Origin of the sequence: Caulobacter segnis (genome assembly GCF_023935105.1) — a bacterium.
Lineage (GTDB): Bacteria > Pseudomonadota > Alphaproteobacteria > Caulobacterales > Caulobacteraceae > Caulobacter > Caulobacter segnis_B.
Genome location: NZ_CP096040.1, coordinates 4,315,905 through 4,340,680 on the forward strand (window position 1 = coordinate 4,315,905; position 24,776 = coordinate 4,340,680).

The following is a 24,776-nucleotide window of genomic DNA, read 5'->3' on the forward strand; positions in this document are numbered from 1 at the left end:
CTCAGTGGCTCCCCGCCGCCGGCGGTTTCGCCACCTTGGCCACGTCAGCCTCCGTCACCGGCTTGGCGTAGGTGTTGCCGAAGTGGGTCCGGACATAGGTGATCGCTTCGGCCATCTGGGCGTTGCTCAGCGTGCCGACGAAGCCGGGCATGGCGCCCTTGCCGCCGGTCACCACCATGATCGGATAGGCCGCGCCGGCCAGCTTGGGGTTCTTGGCCAGGGCGGGAATGGTCCCCGCCCCCGTCCCGCCCTTGGCGTCGGCCATGTGGCAGGCCTGGCAGACCGCGCCATAGACCTGCTCGCCGGTCACCGGCTTTGGCGCGCGGACGATGCCGCCGCCCGTATCCCCGCTGGCGGGGGTCTGGGCCATGGCCGGAAAAGCGGCCAGCAGGGCCGTCAGGACGATGAGTTTCCGCATGACCTCAGGCCTCCAGCGCGCGCTTGTGCAGACGGGTGATGGCGTCAATGGAAGACAGCAGCGCCCCCTCCATCCAGCAGCCGACATAGCTGGCGTGCTCGCCGGCCAGCACGATCCGGCGGTCCAGGCCGACCAGGGTCTGGTAGTGCTCCTTGCGGGTGTCCTCGTTCCAGCGGGCGCAGCAGCCCAGGGTCCAGGGCACGCGGCTCCAGGCCACCGAGGCCCCGCTGGCGAACTCCTTGCGGTAGCTGGTCGGGTGGATCACCGAGCCCTGGGCCAAGGCCGCCTCGATCCGCTGTTCGGGCGTCAGGCCGGCCAGGCGATAGGCCCCCATCTCGCGGGCGAAGGCCCCCAGCAGCACCGCCGGCCCGTTCCCGAACATGTTGTTGTTCGGATACGAGATCAGGGCGATCTCCTGGTCGGTGAAGCTGTGGCCGCCATAGATGAAGTCGTCCTCCTCCCAGAAGCGGCGCTTCATCTCCAGGCCGATCTTGACCTGGCCGGAGTACGGCACGGCCTTGATGGCGGCCATCATCTCGTCGGTGACCTGCAGGTCCATCTGGCCCAGGACGCCCAGCGGGATGGTGCAGACGCAGAAGTCGGCCTTGGCGTCGGCGGTCTTGCCGGTGACCGTGTCGGTCCAGGTCACCGCCACGCCCTTGTCGTCCTGGGCGATCTTGCTGACCTTGGCGTTGTAGGTGATCAGGCCCTCGACCTGCTTGGCGAAGGCCTTGCCGATCATGTCCATGCCGCCCACCGGCTGGAACATGGTGGTCTGCATCTCGTGGCCCATGAAGAAGGCCATCGAGGTCCAGACCTGGGGATCCAGCACGTCGTGCAGGCTGTAGAGGTCCTTGGACGGGATCGGCGCGCCGTTCACCCCGCCGCCGCCCGGCCGCTCGAAGCCCCGGTGCGAGGAAGCTCGCAAGCTGGCCGAGTACTTGTAGTCGTTGTCCAGCATCCCCCAGCCCTTCAGGGCTTCCAGCAGCTTGTCGCGGTCCTCCTGGGTGACGGTGTCGTCCAGGGCCTTGGCGTTGACCGACTTGGCCAGCAGCTCGGCGATGTTGCCCTCGAAGTCGGCGGCGGCGGCGTTGAAGCGCACGGGCTTGCCGCCGAACGCCTCGGACGAATGGACCCAGCCCGAGTGGTTGAACTGGATGAACGGCTCCAGGGCCACGCCGAACTGCTTGCAGTAATGCAGCAGGGTGCGGTGGTGGTGGGGGATCCGCCAGGGTCCGGGGTTCAGGTAGTTGCCGGGCGAGAAGGCCACCTTCTGGGTCGCGCCGCCCAGCTCGGTATAGGTATCGCCGCCGCGCAGCGACCAGTTGCGGCCGCCGGCCCGGTTCTGGAACTCCAGGATGGTGACCTTGTAGCCGGCCTTGCGCAGCTCGAACGCCGCCAGCATGCCGGCCAGGCCCGCGCCCAGCACGATCACCGACGCGCCCGGCCGCGCGCCCTGCAGGCTGGGCGGACCGTGGAACTGGGTCTCGGCCGCGTGGCCCAGCGTGGTCATGGCCTGGTACAGCGCCGCCGTGCCGCCGACCTTGGCGATGGCGGAAAGAAGCTGACGCCGGGTCGGCGCCCCTGAACGCGAATCCATCGAAACCCCATCCCCAACTGACAGGGCCTCAGGGGCGCACGCGGCGGCGGGCGGGCGCGAGGGGCGCGGGGCCAGAAGTGGGCTGACGGGGGCGAGGTTTCCGAATTATCGGGCGCCGCGAGGGGGAAGGTGCGCGCGGAGTGGGCAGGTCGAGAAGATCCCCTCTCTCTTAGAGAGAGGGAGGGGCCCGCCGCGAAGCGGTGGGAGGGTGAGTGGTTTCACCCTGTCCGAACGAAGTGCTGAAAGATCGTCCGCGAGCCTGCAAGGTTTCCAGGAGAGCTTCGGGACTGCCCGGCTGACCGCGTACCCACTCACCCTCCCACGCCTTGCGGCGTGGGCCCCTCCCTCTCTCCATGAGAGAGGGATTCCCGCTACGGCAAGGCGTACGCCACCAGGACGTCGTTGATCTTGGTCTCCATGAAGTGGTGGCCGCCGGCCATGATCACCAGGTACTGCTTGCCGCCGACCTCGTAGGTCATCGGCGTGGCCTGGCCGCCGCCCGGCAGGACGTCGGTCCACAGGGTCTTGCCGGTCTTGAGGTCGACCGCGCGGATCAGGTCGTCGGTGGCGGCGGCGATGAAGATCACCCCGCCGGCCGTGACCACCGCCCCGCCGTTGTTGGGCGTGCCGATCTCGATCGGCAGGTGCGAGGCGATCCCGAACGGGCCGTTGTTGCGGGCCGAGCCGAACGGACGATCCCACAGGGTCTTGCCGGTGCGCAGGTCGATGGCGGTGAGGCCCCCGTACGGCGGCTCCTTGCACAGCAGGCCCGTCAGCGGCAGGCGCCAGCCGGCGTTGACGTCGATGGCGTAGGGCGAACCCCACTGCGGATCGCCCGCCCCTTCGGCGCTCTTCTTCATCGAGCCGCCGCGCTCCTCGCCGCGCGGGGCCCAGCCCTTCTTGTTGGCCTCGTCGCGCGGGACCAGGCGGTTGTAGTTGGGCATGTCGTTGTAGTTGGCGACGATCACGCCGCGCACCGGATCGACCGCGATGCCGCCCCAGTCCGAGCCGCCGTTGTAGCCGGGATATTCGACATAGCGGCCCTTGGTCTCGGGCGGGGTGTAGAAGCCCTTGTAAGTCGCCCGACGGAACTGGATGCGGCATATCATCTGGTCGATCGGCGACATGCCCCACATCTTGGCCTCGGTCAGGTCGGGCTTGCGCAGGGTGTGGTACAGTGAGTGGGGCTGGGTCGGCGCGCGCTGCTCGGGCTCGACGCCGCCTTGCGGGACGGGCTTTTCGACCACGCCGGTCAGGGCGCGCCGGTGCGGCGGTCCAGCACGTAGAGGTCGCCCTGCTTGCCAGGCAGCACCAGGGCCGGAACCGTGGCCCCGCCGGCCGGGAAGTTGACCAAGGTCGCCTGCGAACCGAGGTCGTAGTCCCAGACGTCGTTGTGCACGGCCTGGAACGACCAGACCTTCTTGCCGGTCATCACGTCGAGGGCGACCAGCGAGGTCGAGTGGGCCTTCTCCGGCGGCGAGCGCGAGCCGCTCCAGTAGTCGACGGCGCTGTTGCCCAGCGGCAGGTAGACCAGGCCCAGGGTCTCGTCGCCGCTGGCCGTGGTCCACATATTGGGCGTGCCGCGGGTGTAGGTCTGACCGGCCGGCGGGGCGCCGGTCAGGTCGGGGCGCGCCATGTCCCAGGCCCAGCGCAGCTGGCCGGTGACCGCGTCATAGCCCTGGATCACGCCGGAGGGCGCGTCGCGCCGCTGGCCGTCCAGCACTTGGTGGCCGGTGACGATCACGCCCCGGACGATGGTCGGGGCCGAGGTGATCGAGAACATGCCGGCCGCCGTCGGGCCGATCCCCTGGTTGGTGTCGACTTGGCCGCCGAAGCCGAAGTCGGCGCAGGGCCGGCCGGTGGCGGCGTCCACGGCGATGAGGCGCGCGTCCAGCGTGCCTTCGATGATCCGCTTGGCGCAGGCCTGCTCGGGCGCCGCGCCGGGCACGACATAGTACGACACGCCCCGGCAGGCGGCGGTGTAGGGGATGTGGATGTCCGGCACCTTGGGGTCGAAGCGCCAGCGCTCCTTGCCCGAGGCCGCGTCCAGGGCGATCAGGATGTTCTTGGGCGTGCAGACATAGAGGGCGTCGCCGACCTTCAGCGGCGTGGTCTCGGCCCCGTACTGCTTGCGGGCCTCGGCGGTGTCGGGCAGGTCGCCGGTGTGGATCAGCCAGGCGCGCTTCAGCTGGCCGGCGTTCTGCGGCGTGATCTGGGCCAGGGTGGAATAGCGCTGGGCGCCGTAGGTGCCGCCATAGGCCGTCCAGTCGGCGCCGGCGGTCATCGTCCCGTCGCCGGCCAGGGCGGGACCGGTCGGATCGCCCGGGCGGCCGGGCGCCGAGGCGATCCCGACCACGATCAGGCCGACCACCAGCAGCGCCGCCGAGCCCAGGAACAGGCCGCCCGCCAGCTTGCGTTGGCCGCGTTCCAGCGTCAGCAGCGGCGCGCAGGCCAGGGTCAGCCACAGCAGCACCAGCGGCCCGACCAGGCGCGGGACCAGGGCCCAGCCGTTCAGCCCGACCTCCCACAGCGCCCACACCAGGGTGGCGGCGAAGACCGCGGCATAGACCCAGATCCCGGCGATGCGGCGCAGGATCAGCAGCACGCCCGAGACGATCAGGCCCAGGCCCGCCAGCAGGTAGTAGGGGGATCCGTGCAGGGCCAGCAGCCAGCCGCCGCCGGCCGCCAAGGTCAGGCCGATCAGGATCAGCACGACGCCGAGAATGGCCGCGAGCACGCCCATGGGGCCGCGCGGCCTTACGCTGTCGAGGGGCATCGGTCCGTCCTCACGCTGATACGAGACTAGAACCTCGGCCGTGAACGTTTGTTCCGAGGCGGGTCATCGGCGACCAGATTGCCGTGGCCTGCTTGGCGCGATAGCTTTGGGGCCGCTCCGGAGGCCCTCATGCCGACGACGATCAGTGTTCAAAAGCTTCAGGCGCTGCTCGGCGTCACGTATTCCTGGTCGCTTCCGTCGCCCTGCTGAGATCGCGGAGCCTCGAGCTGACCCTCGTCGCGGTTGGATTGATGGTGGGCGCGTACCTCACCAGCCGAACCGTACCGGCGTCCTTCGTGTCGCGAGATGCGGCGCTGAAACTGTGCGCCGTGGCCGCTATCGTCATCATCATCGGGATCGTCGCCGACGTGATGGCCGATCGTCATGCCTTGGTGTGGGCCGCCGCCGTGATGGGATATTGCGCCGGCAATCGGTTTAGAGCGGCAGGCGTGGGGCCCGCGCGCTAGGCGCCGGCTTCGGACGGTCCCCTACCGCACCACCCGCAGCGTCGGACGGTCGGCGCTGGCCTGGGTCAGGGGGATGGTGAAGTGGAAGCTGGAGCCCAGGCCCAGGGCGCTGTGCACGCCGATCGTCCCGCCCATCAGCTCGACCAGCTCGCGGCAGATCGACAGGCCCAGACCGGCCCCGTCATGGACGCGGGTCGTCGAGGTGTCGACCTGCGAGAAGGTCTTGAACAGCGCCGGCTGATGCTCGGCCGCGACGCCTTGGCCGGTGTCCTCGATCTCGAAGCGCAGGCCGCCCTTGGCCACGGGGCGGACCCGGACGGTCACCCCGCCCTCGTCGGTGAACTTGATCGCGTTGGCCACCAGATTGCCCAGCACCTGGCGCAGGCGCATCGGATCGCCGGTCCAGCGACCGCGCAGCTCCGGCGCGATGTCGACGATCAGACCGAGGTCCTTGGCCGCCGCCGCGCCTGAGAAGGCCGCGCACGAGGCCTCGACCAGGGCGGCCAGGTCGAAGACCTCGGCCCGCAGGCGCACGGCCCGGGTCTCCAGGCGGGCGATGTCCAGGATGTCGTTCAGAAGGGCCAGCAGCGACTGGCCGGACTCGGTCAAGACCCGCAGCCGCTTGGCCTGGGGCTCGGACAGGGTGTCGAGGGCCATCACCTGGGCCATGCCCAGCACGCCGTTCAGCGGCGTGCGGATCTCGTGGCTCATATTGGCCAGGAAGCGGGTCTTGGCCTCGTTGGCGGCCTCGGCCTGCTCCTTGGCGGCGATCAGGTCCAGGCGCCCGGACTTCAGCTTGCGCAAGGCCTCGGCCACGCGGGTCATCAGCAACCCGCCGGCGAGGATCAGGACCAGGAAGGCCGCCGCGATCCAGGGGGTGACGGCCTCCAGCAGCTTCAGGCCGGGGTTCTCGGGCTTCCAGGCCAGGGCCGCCAGCGGCCGGCCATGAATATCGGACAGCGTCACGCGTGGCGGCTTGCCCTCGGGGGCGTCCACGAGGGTCAGTTCGTCCAGGCCCAGGTCGTCGGACAGCTGGCGGATGAAGGTCGCGTCCAGGCGGCGGGCCGAGACCACGACCGCGGGCGGGCCGTCATAGGCGTCGGCGACTGCCCGGCTTTCGGGCGTGACGGCCGCGAAGGCGGTCAGATAGACCGCGCCGTCGACCCGCATCAGCCCGGTGCGCGTCACCTCGCCGGCGGTGCTGAGCCGACCGGCGCGACGGGCGTCGCGCGCCTCGGCGGCCACGACCGCGGCGATCGGGGCGGCCTCGTCCGGGAAGCCGCCCAGCGCCGTCGCCGCCACCCGCTTGCCGCCCCGCGAGGCGTAGGCCACCTGGCCCGAGCGGACGACGAAGGTCAGGTCGTGGTCGAACTGGTCGTGATAGTAGCTGGCGAAATCGGTGTCGGCCCAGGCGGCGTCGATCGTCCAGCCCGTGGTCTTGTAGGCCTGGTCCCAGACCGTGGCCGAGGTCACCTCGCGCTCCAGGCGCTCCAGCGTGCGGACGATGGTGCGTTGGGTGATCTCGATCTCGTCGACCGCCTCGATGCGGTCCAGCTGGCGCGCGGCCACGGCCATCAGGGCCACCGCGCCCAGGATCGAGACGAGCACCAGCACCGCGGCCGCCCCGACGATGCCGACGATCAGACGCAGCGGGCGCGCGTTCCGGTCGGGAGAAGAAGAGATCGGCGGCGCCATCGCCTTCACCATGACCGCTCGCGCGCAATCGCGACACGTGACGCGTGGTCGCGGCTTCCGCCTGGGAAGGCCCTACCGCGCCCTCACCCCATCCAGCACCAGGGCCGTCACGGCGGCCAAGGTCTCGTCCATGAAGGTCTTGTCGGACAGCGCCTTGCCCGACAGCGCCCGCACCTGCACGGCGAAGTCGGCATAGTGCTGGGTCAGGGCCCAGATGGCGAAGATCAGGTGCGGCGGATCGACCGGGGCCAGCTTGCCCGCCGCGACCCAGGCCTGGATCACCGCGACCTTGGCGTCGAACACCGCCTTCAGCGGCCCGGCCAGCACGGGTTTCAGCAGCGGCGCGCCGCGCAGCATCTCCAGGGCGAACAGCCGCGAGACCTCGGGATGGTCGCGGCTCAGGAACAGCTTGGCGGCGATCAGGGCGGCGATGGCCTGCTCGGGATCGTCGGCCTCGGTGAAGCGGCTCAGCGGGGCCAGCCATTGCGCCAGGCCCTGCTCCAGCACCGCCACGTACAGCGCTTCCTTGGACGGGTGGTAGTAGAGGAGATTGGCCTTCGAGATCCCGGCCGCCTGGGCGATGGCCTCGACGCTGGCTCCGTCCAGCCCTTGGCGGGCGAAGACGGCCAGGGCCCCTTTCAGGATCGCGGCCTTGCGCGCCTCGCCGGCCTTCTCCCGGCGACCGGGCGTCCGGCGGTCCCCCGAAAAGTTATCCACAGCCCCCGCTTCATCGCCTAGGCTTTGAGCGGCCTTGACCAGCTTGCGGGCGCCCGAGGCCGGCTTGGCGGGGGGACGGGCCGGCGCGGCGCGCGGCGGCTTGACGGTCTTGGCGGACGGGCCGGTCATGGCGATCTCAAATTGGACCATTTGGTCAGACTTTGACCGAACGGTTCGGATTGCAACGTTCTGCGGGATGGTATTCCATGCCGTCCGGACTTCACAAGGCGGCCCAGTCGATGAGTTCTCCGATCACCCCGCTCTCCCCCGACGCGATCATGCTGCCCGCGCGGCCCGAGCCGCTGCCGATGGATCCCAAGACCACGGCGGTGATCGTCATCGACATGCAGAACGCCTACGCCTCGCCCGGCGGCTACCTGGACCTGGCCGGCTTCGACATCTCGGGCGCGGCGGCGGTGATCCAGCAGATCAAGGGCGTGCTGGAGGTGGCCCGCGGCGCCGGCATGCAGGTGATCTATTTCCAGAACGGCTGGGACGACCAGTACGTCGAGGCTGGCGGCCCCGGCTCGCCCAACTGGTGGAAATCCAACGCCCTGAAGACCATGCGCGCCAAGCCCGAACTGCACGGCAAGCTCCTGGCGCGCGGCCAGTGGGACTACGAGCTGGTCGACGAGCTGACGCCCCAGCCGGGCGACATCCGGCTGCACAAGACCCGCTATTCCGGCTTCTTTAACAGCCAGCTGGACAGCGTGCTGCGGGCGCGCGGCATCCGCCACCTCGTCTTCGTCGGCATCGCCACCAATGTCTGCGTGGAGTCGACCCTGCGCGACGGCTTCATGCTCGAATATTTCGGGACCGTGCTCGAGGACGCCACCCACCAGGCGGGCCCCGACTTCGTCCAGAAGGCCGCCCTGTTCAACATCGAGAGCTTCTTCGGCTGGGTCTCGACCACGGCCGACTTCAAGGGGGCGTTCGGACAGCTTCCCTAACCCGTTTCCCCGGCGAAAGCCGGGGCCCAGATCGAACCCACGAGCTTTTGAGAGGCTGACAGGCCGATAGGCGCGAACACCCCAGACACCCCGGATGAATCTGGGTCCCGGCTTTCGCCGGGAAGACGGGGTTTGGTGAGGAAGAGGAGATTTCAGATGCCCAAGACCGTCATCATCCCGCCCGGCACGGGCACGCCGATCGCGCCGTTCTCGCCCGGGACCCTGGCCGACGGCGTCGTCTATGTCAGCGGCACCCTGGCCTTCGACAAGGACAACAACGTCGCCTTCCCCGACGACGCCGAGGCCCAGACCCGCCAGGTGCTGGAGACCATCAAGTCTGTCATCGAGACCGCCGGCGGGACCATGGAAGACGTGACCATGAACCACATCTTCCTGACCGACTGGAGCAACTACCAGACGATCAACAAGGTCTATGCCGAGTACTTCCCCGGCGACAAACCGGCTCGCTACTGCATCCAGTGCGGCCTGGTGAAACCCGGCTTCGTGGTCGAGATCGCCTCCGTGGCGCACATCGGCAACAAGTGATGACCTCCGGAACCGTCGACGGTCTCCATTACGAGCTCCACGGCGGCCCGATCGCCGGGCGCGAGGTCGTGCTGCTGTCGTCGGGCCTGGGCGGTTCGGGGGCGTTCTGGGCGCCGCAGATGGCGGCCCTTACCGAGCGTTGGCCGGTGGTGCTGTACGATCATCGCGGCACGGGCCGCAGCGTCCGCGAGCTGCCCTCCGGCGACTACACGGTCGCCGACATGGCCGACGACATGGTCAAGGTCATGGACGCCCTGGGCCTGGCCAAGGCCCATGTGGTCGGCCACGCGGCGGGTGGCAACGCCGGGCTGCAGCTGGCCCTGGATCACCCCGACCGCCTGGCCAAGCTGGTGGTCGTCAACGGCTGGTCGCGGCCCGATCCGCATATCAAGCGCTGTTTCGACACCCGTATCCACCTGCTGAACGACACGGGCCCGCAGGCCTATGTCCACGCCCAGCCGATCTTCCTCTATCCGGCCGACTGGATCTCGCGGAACCACGCCCGCCTGATGGCCGAGGAGGCCCACCACGTGGCCGGCTTCCCCCCGCGCGAGGTGATGCTGGCCCGGATCAACGCCCTGCTGGCTTTCGACGTCGACGCGCGGCTGGACGAGATCACCCACCGCGTGTTGGTCAGCGCCAGCGCCGACGACATGCTGGTCCCGATGAGCTGCTCCCAGCGCCTGGCCGGCCGCCTGCCCAACGCCGACTTCCAGCAGGTCCCCTGGGGCGGCCACGGCTTCACCGTCACCGATCCCGAGACCTTCAACGAGGGTCTGGTGTCGTTCCTGGGGGGAGGATGATCGCTATCCCCTTCCCGTCTCCCCGGCGAAAGCCGGGGCCTAGATCGAACCCAGAGCCTTTCGGAAGCTGGCCGGCCCGAAGGCGCGAGCACTCAAACCTCTCCGGATGAATCTGGGGCCCGGCTTTCGCCGGGAAGCGGATTTAAGGAACTAGAACAGGAATCCCACCCAATGCAGGTCGGCGTCTTCATCCCCATCGGCAACAACGGCTGGCTCATCTCCGAGACCTCGCCGCAGTACATGCCCAGCTTCGAGCTGAACAAGGAGATCACCCAGAAGGCCGAACAGTACGGCTTCGACTTCGCGCTCTCGATGATCAAGCTGCGCGGGTTCGGCGGGAAGACGGAGTTCTGGGAGCACAATCTGGAGAGCTTCACCCTGATGGCCGGCCTGGCGGCCGTGACCAGCAAGATCAAGATCTTCGCCACCGTCGCCACCCTGACCATCCCGCCGGCCATCGCGGCGCGCATGGCCTCGACCATCGACTCGATCGCCCCCGGCCGGTTCGGCATCAACCTTGTCACCGGCTGGCAGAAGGCCGAGTACAGCCAGATGGGCCTGTGGCCGGGCGAAGAGCACTATACGGACCGCTACAACTACCTGGCCGAATACACGACCGTGCTGAAGGACCTGCTGGAGACCGGCGTCTCGGACTTCAAGGGCAAGTACTTCACCATGGACGACTGCCGGGTCAGTCCGCACCCCAAGGAGACCAAGCTGATCTGCGCCGGCTCGTCCGACGAGGGCCTGGCCTTCACCGCGCAGTACGCCGACTACAGCTTCGCCCTGGGCAAGGGGACCAACACCCCGACCGCCTTCGCCGGCGTCAATACGCGCCTGGAGGCCGCCGCCGCCAAGACCGGCCGCGACGTGCAGTCGTTCATCCTGTTCATGATCATCGCCGACGAGACCGACGAGAAGGCGATGGCCAAGTGGCAGAAGTACCGCGACGGCGCGGACCAGGAGGCCCTGGCCTGGCTGACCCAGCAGGCCGCCCCCAACGCCAAGGCCGGCGCCACCACCAACACCCAGCAGCTGGCCGCCCCGGAATCGGCGGTGAACCTGAACATGGGCACCCTGGTCGGCAGCTACGAAAGCATCGCTAGGATGATGGACGAGATCGCCGCCGTGCCGGGGACGGCGGGGGTGCTGCTGACGTTCGACGACTTCGTAAAGGGGGTCGAGGACTTCGGGACGAAGATCCAGCCGCTGATGAAGTCGCGGGCGATGTAGATCCGGTCACTTGCCCCCACCTGACCTGCTGCGCAGGTCGTCCGCCCCCGGAGGGGGCGGAAGGGCGATCCGTCTTCCCCCTCCGGGGGAGGAGGGCCGAGGGCCCGGAGGGGGCAAGTCAGTCCCTCAATCCACCGCCAGCATGCCCTCCAGCTTCAGGCGGAACACCAGCACGCTGTCGGGCGGGATCTCGCCCATGTCGCGGGGGCCGTAGCCCAGCTCGGAGGGGATGTAGAGGGTCCATTCGTCGCCGACATGCATCAGCGGCAGGGCCTGCAGCCAGCCCTCGATCAGGCCGTCGGCCGGCATGATCGCCGCCTTGCCGCGCGCGAAGCTGCTGTCGAACACCGCGCCGTTCAGCAGCTTGCCCTCATAGTTGACCTTGACGATGTCGCCCAGCTTCGGCGACGGGCCGGTCTTGGGGCCGCTGGTGGTGATCTTGTACTGCAGGCCCGAGGGTAGGACGACGACGCCCGGGGCCTTGGCGTTCTTCTCCAGGAAGGCCTTGCCGGCCACGGCGTTGGCGGACGGACCGGCGTTCAGCTGCGGCGGCGCGGTCGGCGTGACCTGGGCGTGGGCCGCGCCGGCGGCGAGGAAGGCGGCGAGTGCCAGAGGAGCGAGAAGGCGCATCAAGGGGTCTTTCAGGAGTCAGAAGACGATGTCGGAGGCGACACCCTAGCCGGGGTTCATCGCAACATCGCGGCGAAATTTGGGGTCTGCATTCCAATCCTCCCCCCAGCGGGGGAGGTGTCGGCGCGTAGCGACGACGGAGGGGGAAGAGGCAAGCTCTCCAGCACTTCCCCCTCCGGCCCTTCGGGCCACCTCCCCCGCTAGGGGGAGGATTTATGAACTACTGCTCCGCCCCGTGCGCGTAGACGCCCAGCATGGTCCCGACGAAGCCGCCGGCGACCTTGGTGCTGAGGCTCGCGCCGTCCGCGTCGGCCTTCAGGGTCTCCCACTGGCCCGGCGCGGTCCCATAGGCGAAATCCAGGCCGCCGCCCTTGACGTTGATCCGCAGGTTCAGCCCTTGGCCCTTTGCGAGGGAAACCGGCTTTTCCGCCACCACCACGCCGTCGGCCGGATCGCCCGCCCCGGTGCGTTTCTCGACCCGCACCAGGGTCTTGCCGCCGTCGCGGACCAGACCGACGAACCAGTAGAAGGCGTCGTTCTGGATCGCCGCCAGCCCGGCCTTGTCGCCGTCGGCCTTGGGTTCGAAGCGCACCGTCGTCGAGACCGTGGCGTTCATGTGCTGCTGGCGGCGCGCCCAGACCGAGGGCTGCTCGTTGCCGCCCAGGCGGTCCTTGCGCGCCTCGACGCTCAGGATCCCGCCCTTGACGCTCCACCAGCGCGCGGTCGGGATGCGCATGGTCATCCACCCCTTGGGCAGCTCGGGTCCGGCGAAGGTCTCCTTGGCCGTGAACGGCCCCGAGGTCGGGGCGGTCTTCAGCGCCGGCAGCTTGGGCGCGGTCTTCACGTACGGGATGGTCTGGCCGTTCTCGAGGATCACGGGCCAGCCGTCCTTCCACTCGACCGGCAGCAGGAAGGTCTCGCGGCCGGTATTGTAGAGGTCGTCGCCATAGGGCCGCACGGCCAGGAAGGTCGCCCACCACTTTCCGTCCGGCGTGTCGACCAGGTCGGCGTGGCCGGCCGAGGTGATCGGCAGCGGGCGATCCTTGGGCAGGCCGCGCTGGGTCAGGATCGGATTGTCCTTGTACGGAACATAAGGCCCGGTGACCGACTTGCCGCGCAGCACCACCTGGCTGTGGCCCTCGGCGGTGCCCCCTTCGGCGGCGACCAGATAGTACCAGCCGTCCTTCTTCAGGATGTGCGGCCCCTCGGGCCAGATCGGCTTGGCGGCGGGGTTCACGCCCTTGTCCAGCAGCACCGAGCGTGGGCCGATCGTCTTTTGGGCCTTGGGGTCGTATTCCTGGATCCAGATGGCGCGGTGGCCCTGGTACTCCGGCTGGCCCGGCGGGTTGTCGTTGTTGACGATCCAGGCGCGGCCATCCCCGCCCTCCCCTTCGTCGAAGAACAGCGAGGCGTCGATGCCGCCGACCTCGGGCAGCCAGACCGGATCGGACCACGGCCCCTTCGGGTCCTTGGCGGTGATCAGGAAGTTGCCGCCGCAGTCGACGCAGGTGTTGAGGATGTAGAACAGGCCGTCGTGATGGGTGATGGCCGGGGCGAACACCGCCCGCGACAGGCCCAGCCGCTTGAAGTCCAGCATGCCTGGCCGATCCAGGGCGTTGCCGATCTGCTCCCAGTGCACCAGGTCGGTCGAGTGATGGATCGGCAGGCCCGGGAACCAGGCGAAGGTCGAGTTGACCAGGTAGAAGTCCTTGCCGACCCGCACGACGCTGGGGTCGGGATAGAAGCCCTGCAGGATCGGGTTGCGGTACTGGTCCGGCGCGGCGCGGACGGCGTCGGAGGGATCCGAGCCGCTGTAGACGAAGTTTGAGAACTGGGCGGTGTTGGGGGCGGCCAGGGCGGCGGCGGGCGCGGCGCTCGCGAAGAGGGCCAGGGTCAACATCGTACGCATCATTCGCCTTACTCCTAATCCCACCTTCCCGGCGAAAGCCGGGATCCAGATTCACCCCGGGCGTTCGCCATCCTGACACGCCCTTGCCTTACGATCTGGGCCCCGGCTTTCGCCGGGGAAACGGAGCGTCTTCGCCCCTTCCCAGCCCCTACCGCGCTGGCGCCGCCCGCAGCGCCGCGGCCACCGCTTCGCGCAGGGGCTTTGGCCGGTAGTCGTCGTCGTACAGCGTCGGCCGCTTGGGCTTCCTGTCCTCGCGCAGCCATTGGTTCTGCAGCCAGGAATACTTGTCGACCATGCCCCAGGCCAGCACCTCCTTGGTCTGGCGGTAGTCGAGAATCTGGTCGAGGAAGGCCTTGGCGTAGGCCGCCACCGCCGCGTCGCGGGCCGCGAAGTCGTAGGGCAGGCCCTTGTCGTGGACGTCGAACTCGGTGACCAGCAGGTCGTAGCCCATGCCGGTGACGTCGTTCAGGAACGCCGTCCAGTCCTTGGACTGCGGCTTGCCGAAGCCGGTGAAGCTGTCGGCGTTCTCGGCCCCGATGTGGCTCTGGATGCCCAGGGCGTCGACGGGCGTCCCACGCTTCCTGAAGCCTTCCAGCAGCTTGAGCACGCCGTAGCGGTGCTTCTCGTTGCCGGCCTCCTGGCTCATATAGTCGTTATAGACTAGGCGCGCCTTGGGCGCGGCCTCGCGGGCGACATGGAACGACAGGTCCAGCACCGGCTCCTTGCCCATGGCGTCGGACAGGAAGGTCGAGCGGATCGAGCCATCCTTGGGATCCACCGTCTCGTTGACCACGTCCCACGAGATCATCTGCGGATAGCGCTGGCACAGGGTCTGGATGTGCTCGGTGACCATGCGGGCCGCCGCCTCGGCCGGACGCGGGCCGAAGTCGTAGGTCTTGGTCCAGGCCGGGAACCACTGCGGGTGATGCCACAGCAGGGTATGGCCGCGCAGGGCCTGGCCGTTGGCCTTGGCGAACTCGGCGATGCGGTCGGCGCGCTCGAAGTCGAAGGCCTGGGGCCCGCGCGCCCGGACCACGTACCACTTCAGCTCGTTCTCGGGGACCAGCACGCCGCACTCGCGGGCCAGGATGGCGCGGTACTTCGGATCCTCGAACGAGCCGGTCAGGGATCCCTTCGGCCCCGCCCCGACGGCGCTGCCGAAATAGAGGCCCTTAGCCTTGGCCAGGTCGCGCAGCGGCGTCTCGGCCTCTTCACCTCGGGCCAACCCGGCGGATCCGGCGAAGGTCGCGGCCGCGCCCAGGGCCAGGATGTCTCTGCGGGAAAGGCTCATGGTCGGGCTCCAAGAAAACGCGCGCCGTCCCGTCAGGACCGGCGCGCGCTGATCAGGGCCGGCCCGGGACGAACCCGGGCCGGCGAGCGGCTAGAAGCTGGCCCGCAGGACCACCGTGTAGCGGCGGTCGTTGACGAACCAGGACCGGCCGGTCTTCAGGAGGTTGCTGTTCAGGATCTGCGTCGTGCGCGTCGTCTCGTTCAGCAGGTTCACGCCCTGGACGCCGATCTTCACGTTGTCGTTCAGCGTGTAGAAGAACGAGCCGTCCAATTGGCCAGTCGCCTCGTTCATGATCGGGGCGTACGGGATGATCACGTCGCGCACCGTCAGCAGGAAGTCCGAGCGCCAGTTGTAGGCCAGGCGCGCCGAGACCTTCTTCTTCTCGTAGATCAGGGCGAAGTTGGCGTTGTGCTTGGACAGGCCTTGCAGCGGCAACTTGCTGGTGTCGACCGTCGTCACGCGGCCGGCGGCCACGTCCGGATCGGTCGCCGACAGCGTGCTCTGCGGCACGCCCGAGCTCTCGATATAGCTGTAGTTGGCGTTGATCCCGAGGCCGTCGAGGGGCTTGGGCAGGAAGTCGTAGAACTGCTGGTAGCCGACCTCGAAGCCCTTGACCGTGGCCTTCTTCTCAGAGTTGCCCGGCGTGGTGACCAGCACGTCGAACGTGGCGCCATTGTTGGTGAACGGCAGGCGCGCCGTCGAGTTGAAGGCGACGTCGGTCAGCTGCTTCCAGAAGGCCGCGACCGTGATCGAGCCGACCGGCGCGAAGTACCACTCGACCGAGGCGTCGATGTTCTTGGACTGGGTCGGCTTCAGGTAGGGATTGCCCACCGTCACGTTGCCCGTCGGCTGGCCGTTGGTGATGCCGTCGTTGTTCGTGTTGAGGGCCAGGTTGTAGTAGTTGCGGGTCAGGCCGATGTCGGGCGGCGTGATCGTCTTGGACAGACCCAGGCGATACTGCACCCCGTGCGGGGCCATGACCTTCAGGTTGAAGCTGGGCAGCCAGTACTCGAACGAGGCCTTGGCCGTCGTCGGGGTGGCGGCGCCGTTCTGCCAGGCGCGGGCCGCGGCGCGGACCTGCGGCGTCAGCGAGCAGAACGACGAGGGCGTGAACGGGTCCTTCGGCGAAGGCTGGTTCTGCCACTGGGTGAAGGCGTCGACGCAGTCCTGGTCGCTGGCCAGACCCGTGGCGATCGGGAACGCGGTGTAGCCTTTCGCCACGCGGTCGGTCTTGGTGTAGCGCAGGCCGATATTGCCGCTGATCCGCAGCTCGCCCATGTCGCCCTTGAACCGGCCCATCAGATAGGCCGACTTGGTCTTCTCGTTGACCGGGTTGATCTCCTGCGGAAGGAAGGGCGTGCCGGCGATGACGTTGCAGCGCTGAGCCAGCGGCACCCAGTTCTGCGGGCACGAGCGGCCATTGGCGTCGGTGGCGTTGCGGTCGCGCCACTCGTCGCCGATCGCCATGGCGAACTGCGAGACCGCCGCGTAGTTGTCGGCGGTGTTCTGCGAGAAGAACAGACGCGGTTGCGCGCCGGTCGGAACGCCGGTGGCGCCGCGCATGAAGTTGCTGAACGCGTAGGGTTCGACCACCTGAGCGCCGGCGGTGGTGTAGCCGCCGGGCGTGTTCGGATTGCCGTTGATCTGGTCGTCCATCCAGACCGGACCGTTATTGCCCCAGATCTCGGACAGGACGCCCCAGTTGTAGGTCGAGAAGCGCGTGGTCTGGTCACGCTCGGACCAGCGCACCCCGCCCTTCACCGAGTCGAACCAGGTGTCGTCGTTGAACTTGTATTCGACGTCGAACTTGACCGCGTCTTCCGTGCCGTCCGACTGCTCGATGTGGTCCATCGCGGACCGCCAGAAGTTGTTGTACGGGTCGCTGAAGCTGGTGTGCGCCCCGCGCAGGTACGAGGTGCAGTTGGCGTCGAACGGCGCGCAGCTCGAGATCGACGCGCCGCTGGCCGGGGCGGTGAACGCGATGTCCGGCACGTCGTTGCCGTGCAGGGTGATCGCCGCGTTCTGGAAGGTCGAACCCCAGATGCCCATGCTGATGGCGTCGACCTTGGAGTCGACGTGCTGGGCGTCGAACAGGAAGCCCCAGTGCTCGTTCGGCGTCCATTTGAAGTTGAAGCCGTAGTCGGTCGTCTCGTTGACCTGATTTTCGTCGCGGCGGACGTTGTTCGACTGCAGGCCGTTGATCGGCGTGCGCGGGTCCGAGCCCTGCTGGTCCGCCCGCCAGCCCGTGGAGCCGGTGATCACGCCGTTGGTGAAGACGCCGCTGTCGTCGAAGGTGAACGAGGTGCCGTCGATCGGACGCGAGTCGCCGTTGCCGGCGACGTTGTCGGTGGCGATTTCCACCGCGTGCTCGGTCCACTTGGCGCGCGACTTCGAGCGCAGGTACTGGAACGCGGCCTGCATCGTGCCGTCGGGGCTCTTCCACTGCACGGCGGCCGCCTGGCCTTCGCGCTTGCGGTCGTTGGTGGTCGAGCGGAAGGCCGCGCCGCGCGGGAACCACACGCCCTTGCCCGCCGCGCCGCAGTCGGCCACGGCCACGCCCAGGTTGGTGCGGCAGCCGAAGTTCGACACCTGGATGGCGTCGCTGCGGCTGGCCAGGCGCGAGCTGACGAAGCTGCCCAGGATGCCGAACTCACCGATATTGGTGTCGAAGCGGTTGCTGTAGAGCACCGAATAGGTCGGCTTCCAGGTCTTGACCATGTCGCCGTAGCTGGACTCGATCGACAGCGACAGGATCCGCTTCTTGCTGTCGAACGGCAGGCGCGTGCGCAGGTTCACCGTGCCCGAGATGCCGCCCTCGATCAGGTCGGCCGAGGGGCTCTTGAACACGTCGACGCCGCCCATCAGTTCGGAGGGCACGTCGGCGAAGCTGAGGATGCGGCCGTTGTTGGCCGTGAAGGTGTCGCGCCCGTTCAGCTCGGAGCGGACGAAGTTCAGACCGCGGACGACCACGCCCGAGCCTTCGACCGAGAAGTGGTCGGGGTCGACGCCGGCGGCGAAGCGGTTGATCGACACGCCCGGCACGCGCTGCAGCGCTTCGGTCACCGAACGGTCCGGCAGGGCGCCGATGTCCTCGGCGGTGATCGAGTCGCCGATGATCTCCGACGACTGCTTTAGCTGCTGGCTGCTCTTGAGGCTCTGTTTGATGCTGGTGACGACCACCTCGTCGACGGTGTCGTCGGCCTTGGTCTGCGCCATGGCCGGCGCGCCGATCACCAGCGCCCCAAGCGCCAGCGCCGAGACGCCATATTTTAGATTGTTCGCGATTGAGTCGCGCCCGCGCATTGCGGACGACCTGTCGGCCGTGCCCATTTAGTCCACCTCCCCAATTATATCGTTGTGGCAGCAAGTTAGCGCTACCATTGGTCATGTTACCGTGACCATTGTTGTCAGATCACATGACAGACCAACGGTCGTCAAGCGTTGCTACAAGCGCCCGGCTCGCCTGACCCTAAGGAATGGGATCGGTACCATTTTAGGTAGAACGCCAGCGCCCCGCGCGCTTTCACGACGTTCAGCCCGTCCTGGTTCCCCCCATTCGTGGTTTGACCACGCGAACCGGATCCTTTGTAAGTCCGGCTTGAATGACTACACGATGACATACAGGACAGCGTTGTCAATTTCTGTTTTGTAATGTTCCGCAGCCTTGCTTCGGGGCCAACAAGAACGACACGGGAGGGACGCCTCGATGACGGACATCAATGTTCGCGCGGGCCGAAGGATCGAAGGTCCGGCGCGCGCCGGGCGCGCGGGGACGCCGTTTACCGCGCCGCCGGTTCCTGGCTACGCTGGGCGCCGCATGACAGGCAGGGCGCGCCCTTGAACGCTTCCATCCGCAAGATCGTCATCGTCGGCGGCGGCACGGCCGGCTGGATGACCGCCGCCGGCCTCTCGGCCATGCTCAACGGCCTGGGCGTCGACATCACCCTGATCGAGTCGGCCGAGATCGGCACGGTCGGGGTCGGCGAGGCGACCGTCCCGCACATCCGCCACTACAACGCGCGCCTCGGCCTGGACGAGGCCGACTTCATGAAGCGGACCCAGGCCACCTACAAGCTGGGCATCGAGTTCCGCGACTGGGGCCGTCCCGGCGAGACCTACATCCATCCGTTCGGGGCGTACGGCCAGCCGATCGGCGGTGTCGCCTTCCACCAGCACTGGCTGCGCGCGCGAATGGCGGGCGGCCTGGCCGAGCCGATCGAGGCCTACAGCCTGCCGGTCATGGCCGCCTTCGCGGGCAAGTTCGTACCACCCGCCGCCGACCCGCGCTCGCTGGGCTCGACCTACAACTACGCCTACCAGTTCGATGCGGCGCTCTACGCCCTGTACCTGCGCGAATACGCCGAGGCGCGCGGCGTGGTCCGCACCGAGGGCAAGGTCGTCAGCGTCCAGCAGCGCGGCGAGGACGGCTTCGTCACCGACGTCACCCTGGAAGGCGACCGGGCCATCGAGGGCGACCTCTTTATCGACTGCTCGGGTTTCCGGGGCCTGCTGATCGAAGGCGCGCTGAAGGCCGGCTACGACGACTGGACCCCGTGGCTGCCGTGCGACCGCGCCGTGGCTGTCCCGTGCGAGTCGGTCGAGCCCGCCAAGCCCCTGACCCGCGCCAGCGCCGACGCGTTCGGCTGGCGCTGGCGCATCCCGCTGCAGCACCGGGTGGGCAACGGCTACGTCTACTGTTCCAGCTTCATCGCCGACGACGCGGCCGCCGACGTCCTGCTGGCCAAGCTGGACGGCAAGCCCCAGGCCGACCCGCGCGTCCTGCGGTTCGTCACCGGTCGGCGCAAGAGGCAGTGGTCCAAGAACGTGGTCGCCATCGGCCTATCCTCCGGCTTCCTCGAGCCCCTGGAAAGCACCTCGATCCACCTGATCCAGGTGGCCATCACCACCCTGCTGGAGCTGTTCCCCCACCGCGGTTTCGACCCCGCCGACCAGGATGAGTACAACCGGGTCATGGACCTGGAGTTCGAGCGGATCCGCGACTTCCTGGTGCTGCACTATTACGCCAACCAGCGCGACAATTCCGACTTCTGGCGGGACCGGCGCGACAAGCCCATCCCCGACAGCCTGGCCGAGAAGATGGCGCTGTGGCGCGAGCGCGGCGTGGTCGCCGCCTACAAGGACGGCTTCTTCAAGGAGCCCTCGTGGGTGGCCGTCTATCTGGGCCAGAACATCATGCCGGGTGGCTACGACCCGCTGGTCGAGGCGATCGATCCGGCCCGTTCCGCCCAGGCCCTGGCCGAGGCGAAGGCCGCCGTCTCGCGGACGGTCCAGGCCATGCCGGCGCACGAGGACTTCCTGCGCGCCTTCATCGCGGGGAGGACGCGGGCATGAGGATCCTGATCGTCGGCGGCGGCGTCGACGCCTGGATGACCGCCGCCGTCCTGGCGACCGCCGGCAAGGGCGCGGCCGAGATCGCCGTGGCCGAGACCGTTCCGCCCGCCGAGGGCCGGCTGGTCGCCCTGCCCGCCTTGCGAGGCCTGCACGCCCGGCTGGCCGTCGAGGCCGGAACGCCGCTGCTGGGCCTGCGCCACGGCGGCGCGGTCGAGCCGTTCGGCGACACCGGCGCGGCGCTGGAGGGGCTGGCCTTCCATCACTACTGGCTGCGGGCCGGCGACGGGGAGCCGCTGCAGGCCTGGAGCCTGGCCGCCCAGGCCGCCGCGCGCGGCCGCTTCGCGCCCGCCAGCAACGACCCCCGCTCTCCGCTCTCGACGCTGGATCACGGCCTGCTGCTGGACGCGGCGGCCTATGCGGAAGTCCTGAAGACCGCCGCGCTGAAGGCCGGGGCCGTGATCGTCGAGGACCGTCCCGAGGCCGACCTGGTGGTCGACGCCTCCGGCGAGGCCGGCCACGCCGCCTGGGAAGACTGGAGCGCCTGGCTGCCGACCGGCGCGCGGCTTTCCGGCGTGGAGGGCCGGGTCGCGACCTTCGCCCACGACGCGCCGCTGACGGCCGGCCGCCGGGTCCGGGCGGTCGAGGGAAACGTCGTGGCGGTCGGGTCCGCCCTGGCGCGCCTGGGCGCGACCGACGGCGGCGACCTGCACCTGCTGCAGACCACCGTCTCGCGCCTGGTCGCCCTGCTGCCGACCAGCCCCGCCGCGATCGCCGAGTTCAACCGCCTGACCGCCCTGGCCGTCGAGCGAACCCGCGACATGGCCATGCTGCGCTGGGGCGACCTGTCGAACCCGCCGCCCGAACTGGCCTGGAAGCTCGCCCAGTTCGAGAGCCGCGGCCGCGTGGTGATGTACGACGAGGAGACCTGGCCGGAGGGCGCCTGGGTGCATGCCTTCCTGGCTCGCGGCGTGGTTCCCAAGCGCTGGGACCCGCTGGCCGAGCGCCTGCCGCTGGAGCGGACGCGGGAGATGCTGGGGCGAATGAAGGCCGTGATCGAACGGACGGCGGAGGAGATGCCGGGTGGGTGAGGTCGTTCCGAAAGCCCCCTCCACCACCGTTCGGCGGTCCCCCTCCCCCAAAGGGGGAGGAAGGTTCTCCTTCTGCCCCCTCCGGGGGCGGACGACCTGCGTCGCAGGTCAGGTGGGGGCCTGCGGCGTTGGCGGGTTCGCACCATGACCACCCCCATCCGCGAGGTCCTGGTCGTCGGCGGCGGCACGGCCGGCTGGATGACGGCGGCGGCCCTCTCCAAGGTGCTCGACGCCAAGGGCGTGCGGGTCACGCTGGTCGAGTCCGATGCCATCGCCACGGTCGGCGTGGGCGAGGCGACGATCCCACCGATCACCACCTTCAACCAGATCCTCGGCCTCGACGAGGCCGAGTTCATGCGGGCCACGAAGGGCAGCTTCAAGCTGGCCATCCAGTTCGTCGACTGGAAGCACAAGGGCCACCGCTACCAGCACCCGTTCGGCAATTTCGGCCTGGATATCGAGGCGCTGAAGTTCCACCAGTTCTGGCTGCGGTCGCTGCACGAGGGCTGGTCTCGCGACATCGACGACTACAACCTGTCGGCCACGGCGGCGAACCGGGGCCGCTTCGCCCTGCCGTCCAAGGATCCGGGCCAGGTGATGTCGGCCCTGAAGTACGCCTTCCACTTCGACGCCAGCCTCTATGCCAAATACCTGCGCGGCTATGCCGAGCGGCGCGGCGTCACACGCGTCGAGGGCAAGATCGGCGGCGTCCAGCAGCATGGCGAGACCGGCTTCGTCACCGGCGTCACCCTGGAGGACGGCCGGGTGCTGGAGGCCGACCTGTTCGTCGACTGCTCCGGCTTCCGGGGCCTTTTGATCGAGCAGACGCTGAAGGCCGGTTTCGAGGATTGGAGCCATTGGCTGCCAAACGACCGCGCCGTGGCCATGCCGTGCGTCACCGGCGGCGACGGCCTCACCCCTATACCCGCGCCACCGCCGATGCGGCCGGCTGGCGCTGGCGGATCCCGCTGCAGCACCGCACCGGCAACGGCTATGTCTATTCGTCCAGGCACATCAGCGACGAGGACGCGCTGGCCCGCCTGCGCCAGACCCTGGACGGCGCCCCGCTGGCCGAACCCAATTTCCTGCGGTTCCAGGCCGGTCGTCGCAAGGACGCCTGGGTCAAGAACGTCGTGGCCATCGGCCTGTCGTCGGGCTTCCTGGAGCCGCTGGAGAGCACCAGCATCCACCTGATCCAGACCGGGATCACCAAGCTCCTGGCCCTGTTCCCCGACCGCGGCTTCGACCCCGTCGAGATCGCCGAATACAACCGCCTGACCGCCCTGCAGGTCGAGCTGATCCGCGACTTCATCATCCTGCACTTCCACGCCAACCAGCGCGACGAGCCGTACTGGAAGGCGCTGCGCGAAATGGAGATCCCGGCCGAGCTGTCGCGCAAGATCGCGCTGTTCCGCAGCTCCGGGCGCCTCTTTCAGTCCGACTACGACCTGTTCGCCGAGCCCAGCTGGATCGCCGTGCTGCTGGGCCAGGGGATCATCCCCCAGCGCCACGACCCGCTGGTCGACCAGTACGACCAGGCCTTCGTGAAGGGCCAGATGGACCGCCTGTCGGCGCTGATCGGCCGAACCGCCGAGTCGATGCCGACCCACGAAGCCTTCATCGCCCGCTATTGCGCGGCGCCCCAAGATACGGCTCCAGAGTTCAAGACATGACCCAGAACCACCGCCTGCGCCGCGTCGTCATCGTCGGCGGCGGCACCGCCGGCTGGATGACCGCCGCCGCCCTGGGGCGCTTCCTCAAGGACGGCTACACGAAGGTCACCCTGGTCGAATCCGAGGCCATCGGCACGGTCGGCGTCGGCGAGTCGACGATCCCGCAGATCAACATCTTCAACCGCATGCTGGGGCTGGACGAGAACGAATTCGTCCGCAAGACCAAGGCCACCTTCAAGCTGGGCATCGACTTCGTCGACTGGAAGGCGATCGGCCACGGCTACCACCACCCGTTCGGCCCCTATGGCGTCGACATGGAGGGGGTGTCGTTCCACGCCTATTGGCTGAAGGCCCGGGCGATGGGCCTGACCGACGACCTGGGCGACTACAGCCTGCAGACCGTGGCCTCGCGCCAGAGCAAGTTCATGCGCCCCAACGGCCAGGCCAACTCGCCGCTGGGCCAGATCGCCTACGCCTTCCAGTTCGACGCCGGGCTCTATGCGCGGTTCCTGCGCGAGTACGCGGAGGCGCGCGGCGTGACACGCCAGGAGGGGAAGATCGCCTCGGTCCAGCAGGACGGCGAAAGCGGCCACGTGACCTCGGTGACGCTGGAGAGCGGCCAGGTGATCGAGGGCGACCTCTTCATCGACTGCTCGGGCTTCCGCGCCCTGCTGATCGAGCAGACGCTGAAGGCCGGCTACGAGGACTGGTCCAAGTGGCTGCTGAACGACCGCGCGGTGGCCATGCCGTGTACGCTAGGCGGCTCGCTGGCCCCGGTGACGCGGGCGACGGCGCGGCCGCACGGCTGGCAGTGGCGCATTCCGCTGCAGCACCGCCTGGGCAACGGCTACGCCTATTCCAGCGCCCATGTCAGCGACGACGAAGCCCTGGCCGACCTGATGGGCAATCTCGACGGCCAGCCCCTGGCCGATCCGAATTTCCTGCGCTTCACCGCCGGCCGGCGGAAGAAAAGCTGGGACCGGAACGTCGTCGCCATCGGCCTGTCGGCCGGCTTCATGGAGCCGCTGGAGAGCCAGTCGATCCACCTGATCCAGGTCGGGATCTCGCGCCTGCTGGCCCACTTCCCCGACCGCCGGTTCTTCCAGGCCGACATCGACCGCTACAACCGCACCATGACCTTCGAGTACGAGAAGATCCGGGACTTCCTGATCCTGCACTTCAAGGCCACGACGCGTAGCGACACCCCCTACTGGGACTATCTGCGCGAGATGCCGATCCCCGACTACCTGGCCGACAAGATCGACCTCTTCCGAGGCTCGGGCCGGGTGTTCCGCGAGAACGAGGAGCTGTTCAACGACACCTCGTGGTTCGCCGTGTTCATCGGCCAGGGCATCGTCCCGGAAAGCTGGGACCCGATGGCCGACGCCATGGACGAGGGGCTGTTCCGGGCCCGCATGGCCGAGATCAAGGCGGTAATCGCCCGGTCGGCGCAGGCGATGCCGGGGCACATGGACTTTATCGCGGAGAACTGCGCGGCGGAGTGACACCGCAATCCTCCCCCTAGCGGGGGAGGTGTCGGCGCAGCCGACGGAGGGGGGAAGTCCTGCAGATCCTGCCGCTTCCCCCCTCCGGCGCTTCGCGCCACCTCCCCCGCTAGGGGGAGGATT

General features: G+C 68.6%; 16 protein-coding genes and 2 pseudogenes. 9 read left to right on the plus strand and 9 right to left on the minus strand.

Features of this window, described 5'->3' with window-relative positions; genetic code table 11:
- Window position 1 precedes the first annotated feature (1 nt).
- The 3 genes and pseudogenes from MZV50_RS20155 to MZV50_RS26755 all read right to left on the minus strand — a co-directional run bounded on the left by MZV50_RS20155 (window position 2) and on the right by MZV50_RS26755 (window position 4,794).
- Window positions 2–418 (minus strand): c-type cytochrome, encoded by a 417-nt coding sequence (locus MZV50_RS20155; RefSeq protein ID WP_252631052.1) that lies wholly within the window; start codon window positions 416–418, stop codon window positions 2–4.
- A gap of 4 nt (window positions 419–422) precedes the next feature.
- Window positions 423–2,018 carry a flavin monoamine oxidase family protein gene (locus tag MZV50_RS20160; RefSeq protein WP_252631053.1) on the minus strand — a complete coding sequence of 532 codons (1,596 nt, stop codon included), beginning with the start codon at window positions 2,016–2,018 and terminating at the stop codon, window positions 423–425.
- Window positions 2,019–2,389: 371 nt separating this feature from the next.
- A pseudogene (locus MZV50_RS26755) lies at window positions 2,390–4,794 on the minus strand (membrane-bound PQQ-dependent dehydrogenase, glucose/quinate/shikimate family).
- A 254-nt stretch (window positions 4,795–5,048) separates the two neighbouring features.
- Between MZV50_RS26755 and MZV50_RS20175 the strand changes: the two are divergent.
- Window positions 5,049–5,261 carry a hypothetical protein gene (locus tag MZV50_RS20175; RefSeq protein ID WP_252631056.1) on the plus strand — a complete coding sequence of 71 codons (213 nt, stop codon included), beginning with the start codon at window positions 5,049–5,051 and terminating at the stop codon, window positions 5,259–5,261.
- A gap of 21 nt (window positions 5,262–5,282) precedes the next feature.
- Here MZV50_RS20175 and MZV50_RS20180 read toward each other — a convergent pair whose 3' ends face one another.
- Window positions 5,283–6,968, minus strand: coding sequence for a sensor histidine kinase (locus MZV50_RS20180; protein ID WP_252631057.1), 1,686 nt, complete (start codon window positions 6,966–6,968; stop codon window positions 5,283–5,285).
- A gap of 60 nt (window positions 6,969–7,028) precedes the next feature.
- Entirely contained in the window at window positions 7,029–7,802 is a 774-nt protein-coding gene (gene rutR, locus MZV50_RS20185; RefSeq protein WP_252631058.1) for an HTH-type transcriptional regulator RutR, read from the minus strand.
- A gap of 110 nt (window positions 7,803–7,912) precedes the next feature.
- On the opposite strand from rutR, the gene rutB reads away from it, so the two are divergent.
- From rutB to rutA, 4 genes are all read left to right on the plus strand, one after another.
- Entirely contained in the window at window positions 7,913–8,623 is a 711-nt protein-coding gene (rutB, locus tag MZV50_RS20190) for a pyrimidine utilization protein B (protein WP_252635283.1), read from the plus strand.
- A gap of 156 nt (window positions 8,624–8,779) precedes the next feature.
- Window positions 8,780–9,169: a pyrimidine utilization protein C gene (rutC, locus tag MZV50_RS20195; protein ID WP_252631059.1), complete on the plus strand. Its 390-nt coding sequence runs from the start codon at window positions 8,780–8,782 to the stop codon at window positions 9,167–9,169.
- The gene (gene rutD, locus MZV50_RS20200; protein ID WP_252631060.1) at window positions 9,169–9,972 is read left to right on the plus strand and encodes a pyrimidine utilization protein D; all 804 of its coding nucleotides are present in this window, start codon (window positions 9,169–9,171) and stop codon (window positions 9,970–9,972) included. The genes rutC and rutD overlap by 1 nt, the downstream gene beginning before the upstream one ends.
- A 171-nt stretch (window positions 9,973–10,143) precedes the next feature.
- Window positions 10,144–11,205: a pyrimidine utilization protein A gene (gene rutA / locus MZV50_RS20205; RefSeq protein WP_252631061.1), complete on the plus strand. Its 1,062-nt coding sequence runs from the start codon at window positions 10,144–10,146 to the stop codon at window positions 11,203–11,205.
- A gap of 126 nt (window positions 11,206–11,331) precedes the next feature.
- On the opposite strand, the gene MZV50_RS20210 is transcribed toward rutA, so the two are convergent.
- The 4 genes from MZV50_RS20210 to MZV50_RS20225 all read right to left on the minus strand — a co-directional run bounded on the left by MZV50_RS20210 (window position 11,332) and on the right by MZV50_RS20225 (window position 18,365).
- On the minus strand, window positions 11,332–11,835 hold the full coding sequence (locus MZV50_RS20210; protein ID WP_252631062.1) for an FKBP-type peptidyl-prolyl cis-trans isomerase: 504 nt from the start codon (window positions 11,833–11,835) through the stop codon (window positions 11,332–11,334).
- 220 nt (window positions 11,836–12,055) lie between these two features.
- Window positions 12,056–13,747, minus strand: a complete 1,692-nt coding sequence (locus MZV50_RS20215; protein ID WP_252631063.1) for a glycoside hydrolase family 43 protein — start codon at window positions 13,745–13,747, stop codon at window positions 12,056–12,058.
- 145 nt (window positions 13,748–13,892) lie between these two features.
- Window positions 13,893–15,035: an endo-1,4-beta-xylanase gene (locus MZV50_RS20220; RefSeq protein WP_252631064.1), complete on the minus strand. Its 1,143-nt coding sequence runs from the start codon at window positions 15,033–15,035 to the stop codon at window positions 13,893–13,895.
- Window positions 15,036–15,125: 90 nt separating this feature from the next.
- The gene (locus MZV50_RS20225; protein ID WP_252631065.1) at window positions 15,126–18,365 is read right to left on the minus strand and encodes a TonB-dependent receptor; all 3,240 of its coding nucleotides are present in this window, start codon (window positions 18,363–18,365) and stop codon (window positions 15,126–15,128) included.
- Between the two features lie 507 nt (window positions 18,366–18,872).
- Between MZV50_RS20225 and MZV50_RS20230 the strand changes: the two genes are divergently transcribed.
- The 4 genes and pseudogenes from MZV50_RS20230 to MZV50_RS20245 all read left to right on the plus strand — a co-directional run bounded on the left by MZV50_RS20230 (window position 18,873) and on the right by MZV50_RS20245 (window position 24,653).
- On the plus strand, window positions 18,873–20,387 hold the full coding sequence (locus tag MZV50_RS20230; RefSeq protein ID WP_289781880.1) for a tryptophan halogenase family protein: 1,515 nt from the start codon (window positions 18,873–18,875) through the stop codon (window positions 20,385–20,387).
- Window positions 20,384–21,475 (plus strand): tryptophan 7-halogenase, encoded by a 1,092-nt coding sequence (locus tag MZV50_RS20235; protein WP_252631066.1) that lies wholly within the window; start codon window positions 20,384–20,386, stop codon window positions 21,473–21,475. The genes MZV50_RS20230 and MZV50_RS20235 overlap by 4 nt, the downstream gene beginning before the upstream one ends.
- A gap of 144 nt (window positions 21,476–21,619) precedes the next feature.
- A pseudogene (locus tag MZV50_RS20240) lies at window positions 21,620–23,148 on the plus strand (tryptophan halogenase family protein).
- The gene (locus MZV50_RS20245) at window positions 23,145–24,653 is read left to right on the plus strand and encodes a tryptophan halogenase family protein (RefSeq protein WP_252631067.1); all 1,509 of its coding nucleotides are present in this window, start codon (window positions 23,145–23,147) and stop codon (window positions 24,651–24,653) included. Before MZV50_RS20240 ends, MZV50_RS20245 begins: the two are co-directional and overlap by 4 nt.
- Window positions 24,654–24,776 lie beyond the last annotated feature (123 nt).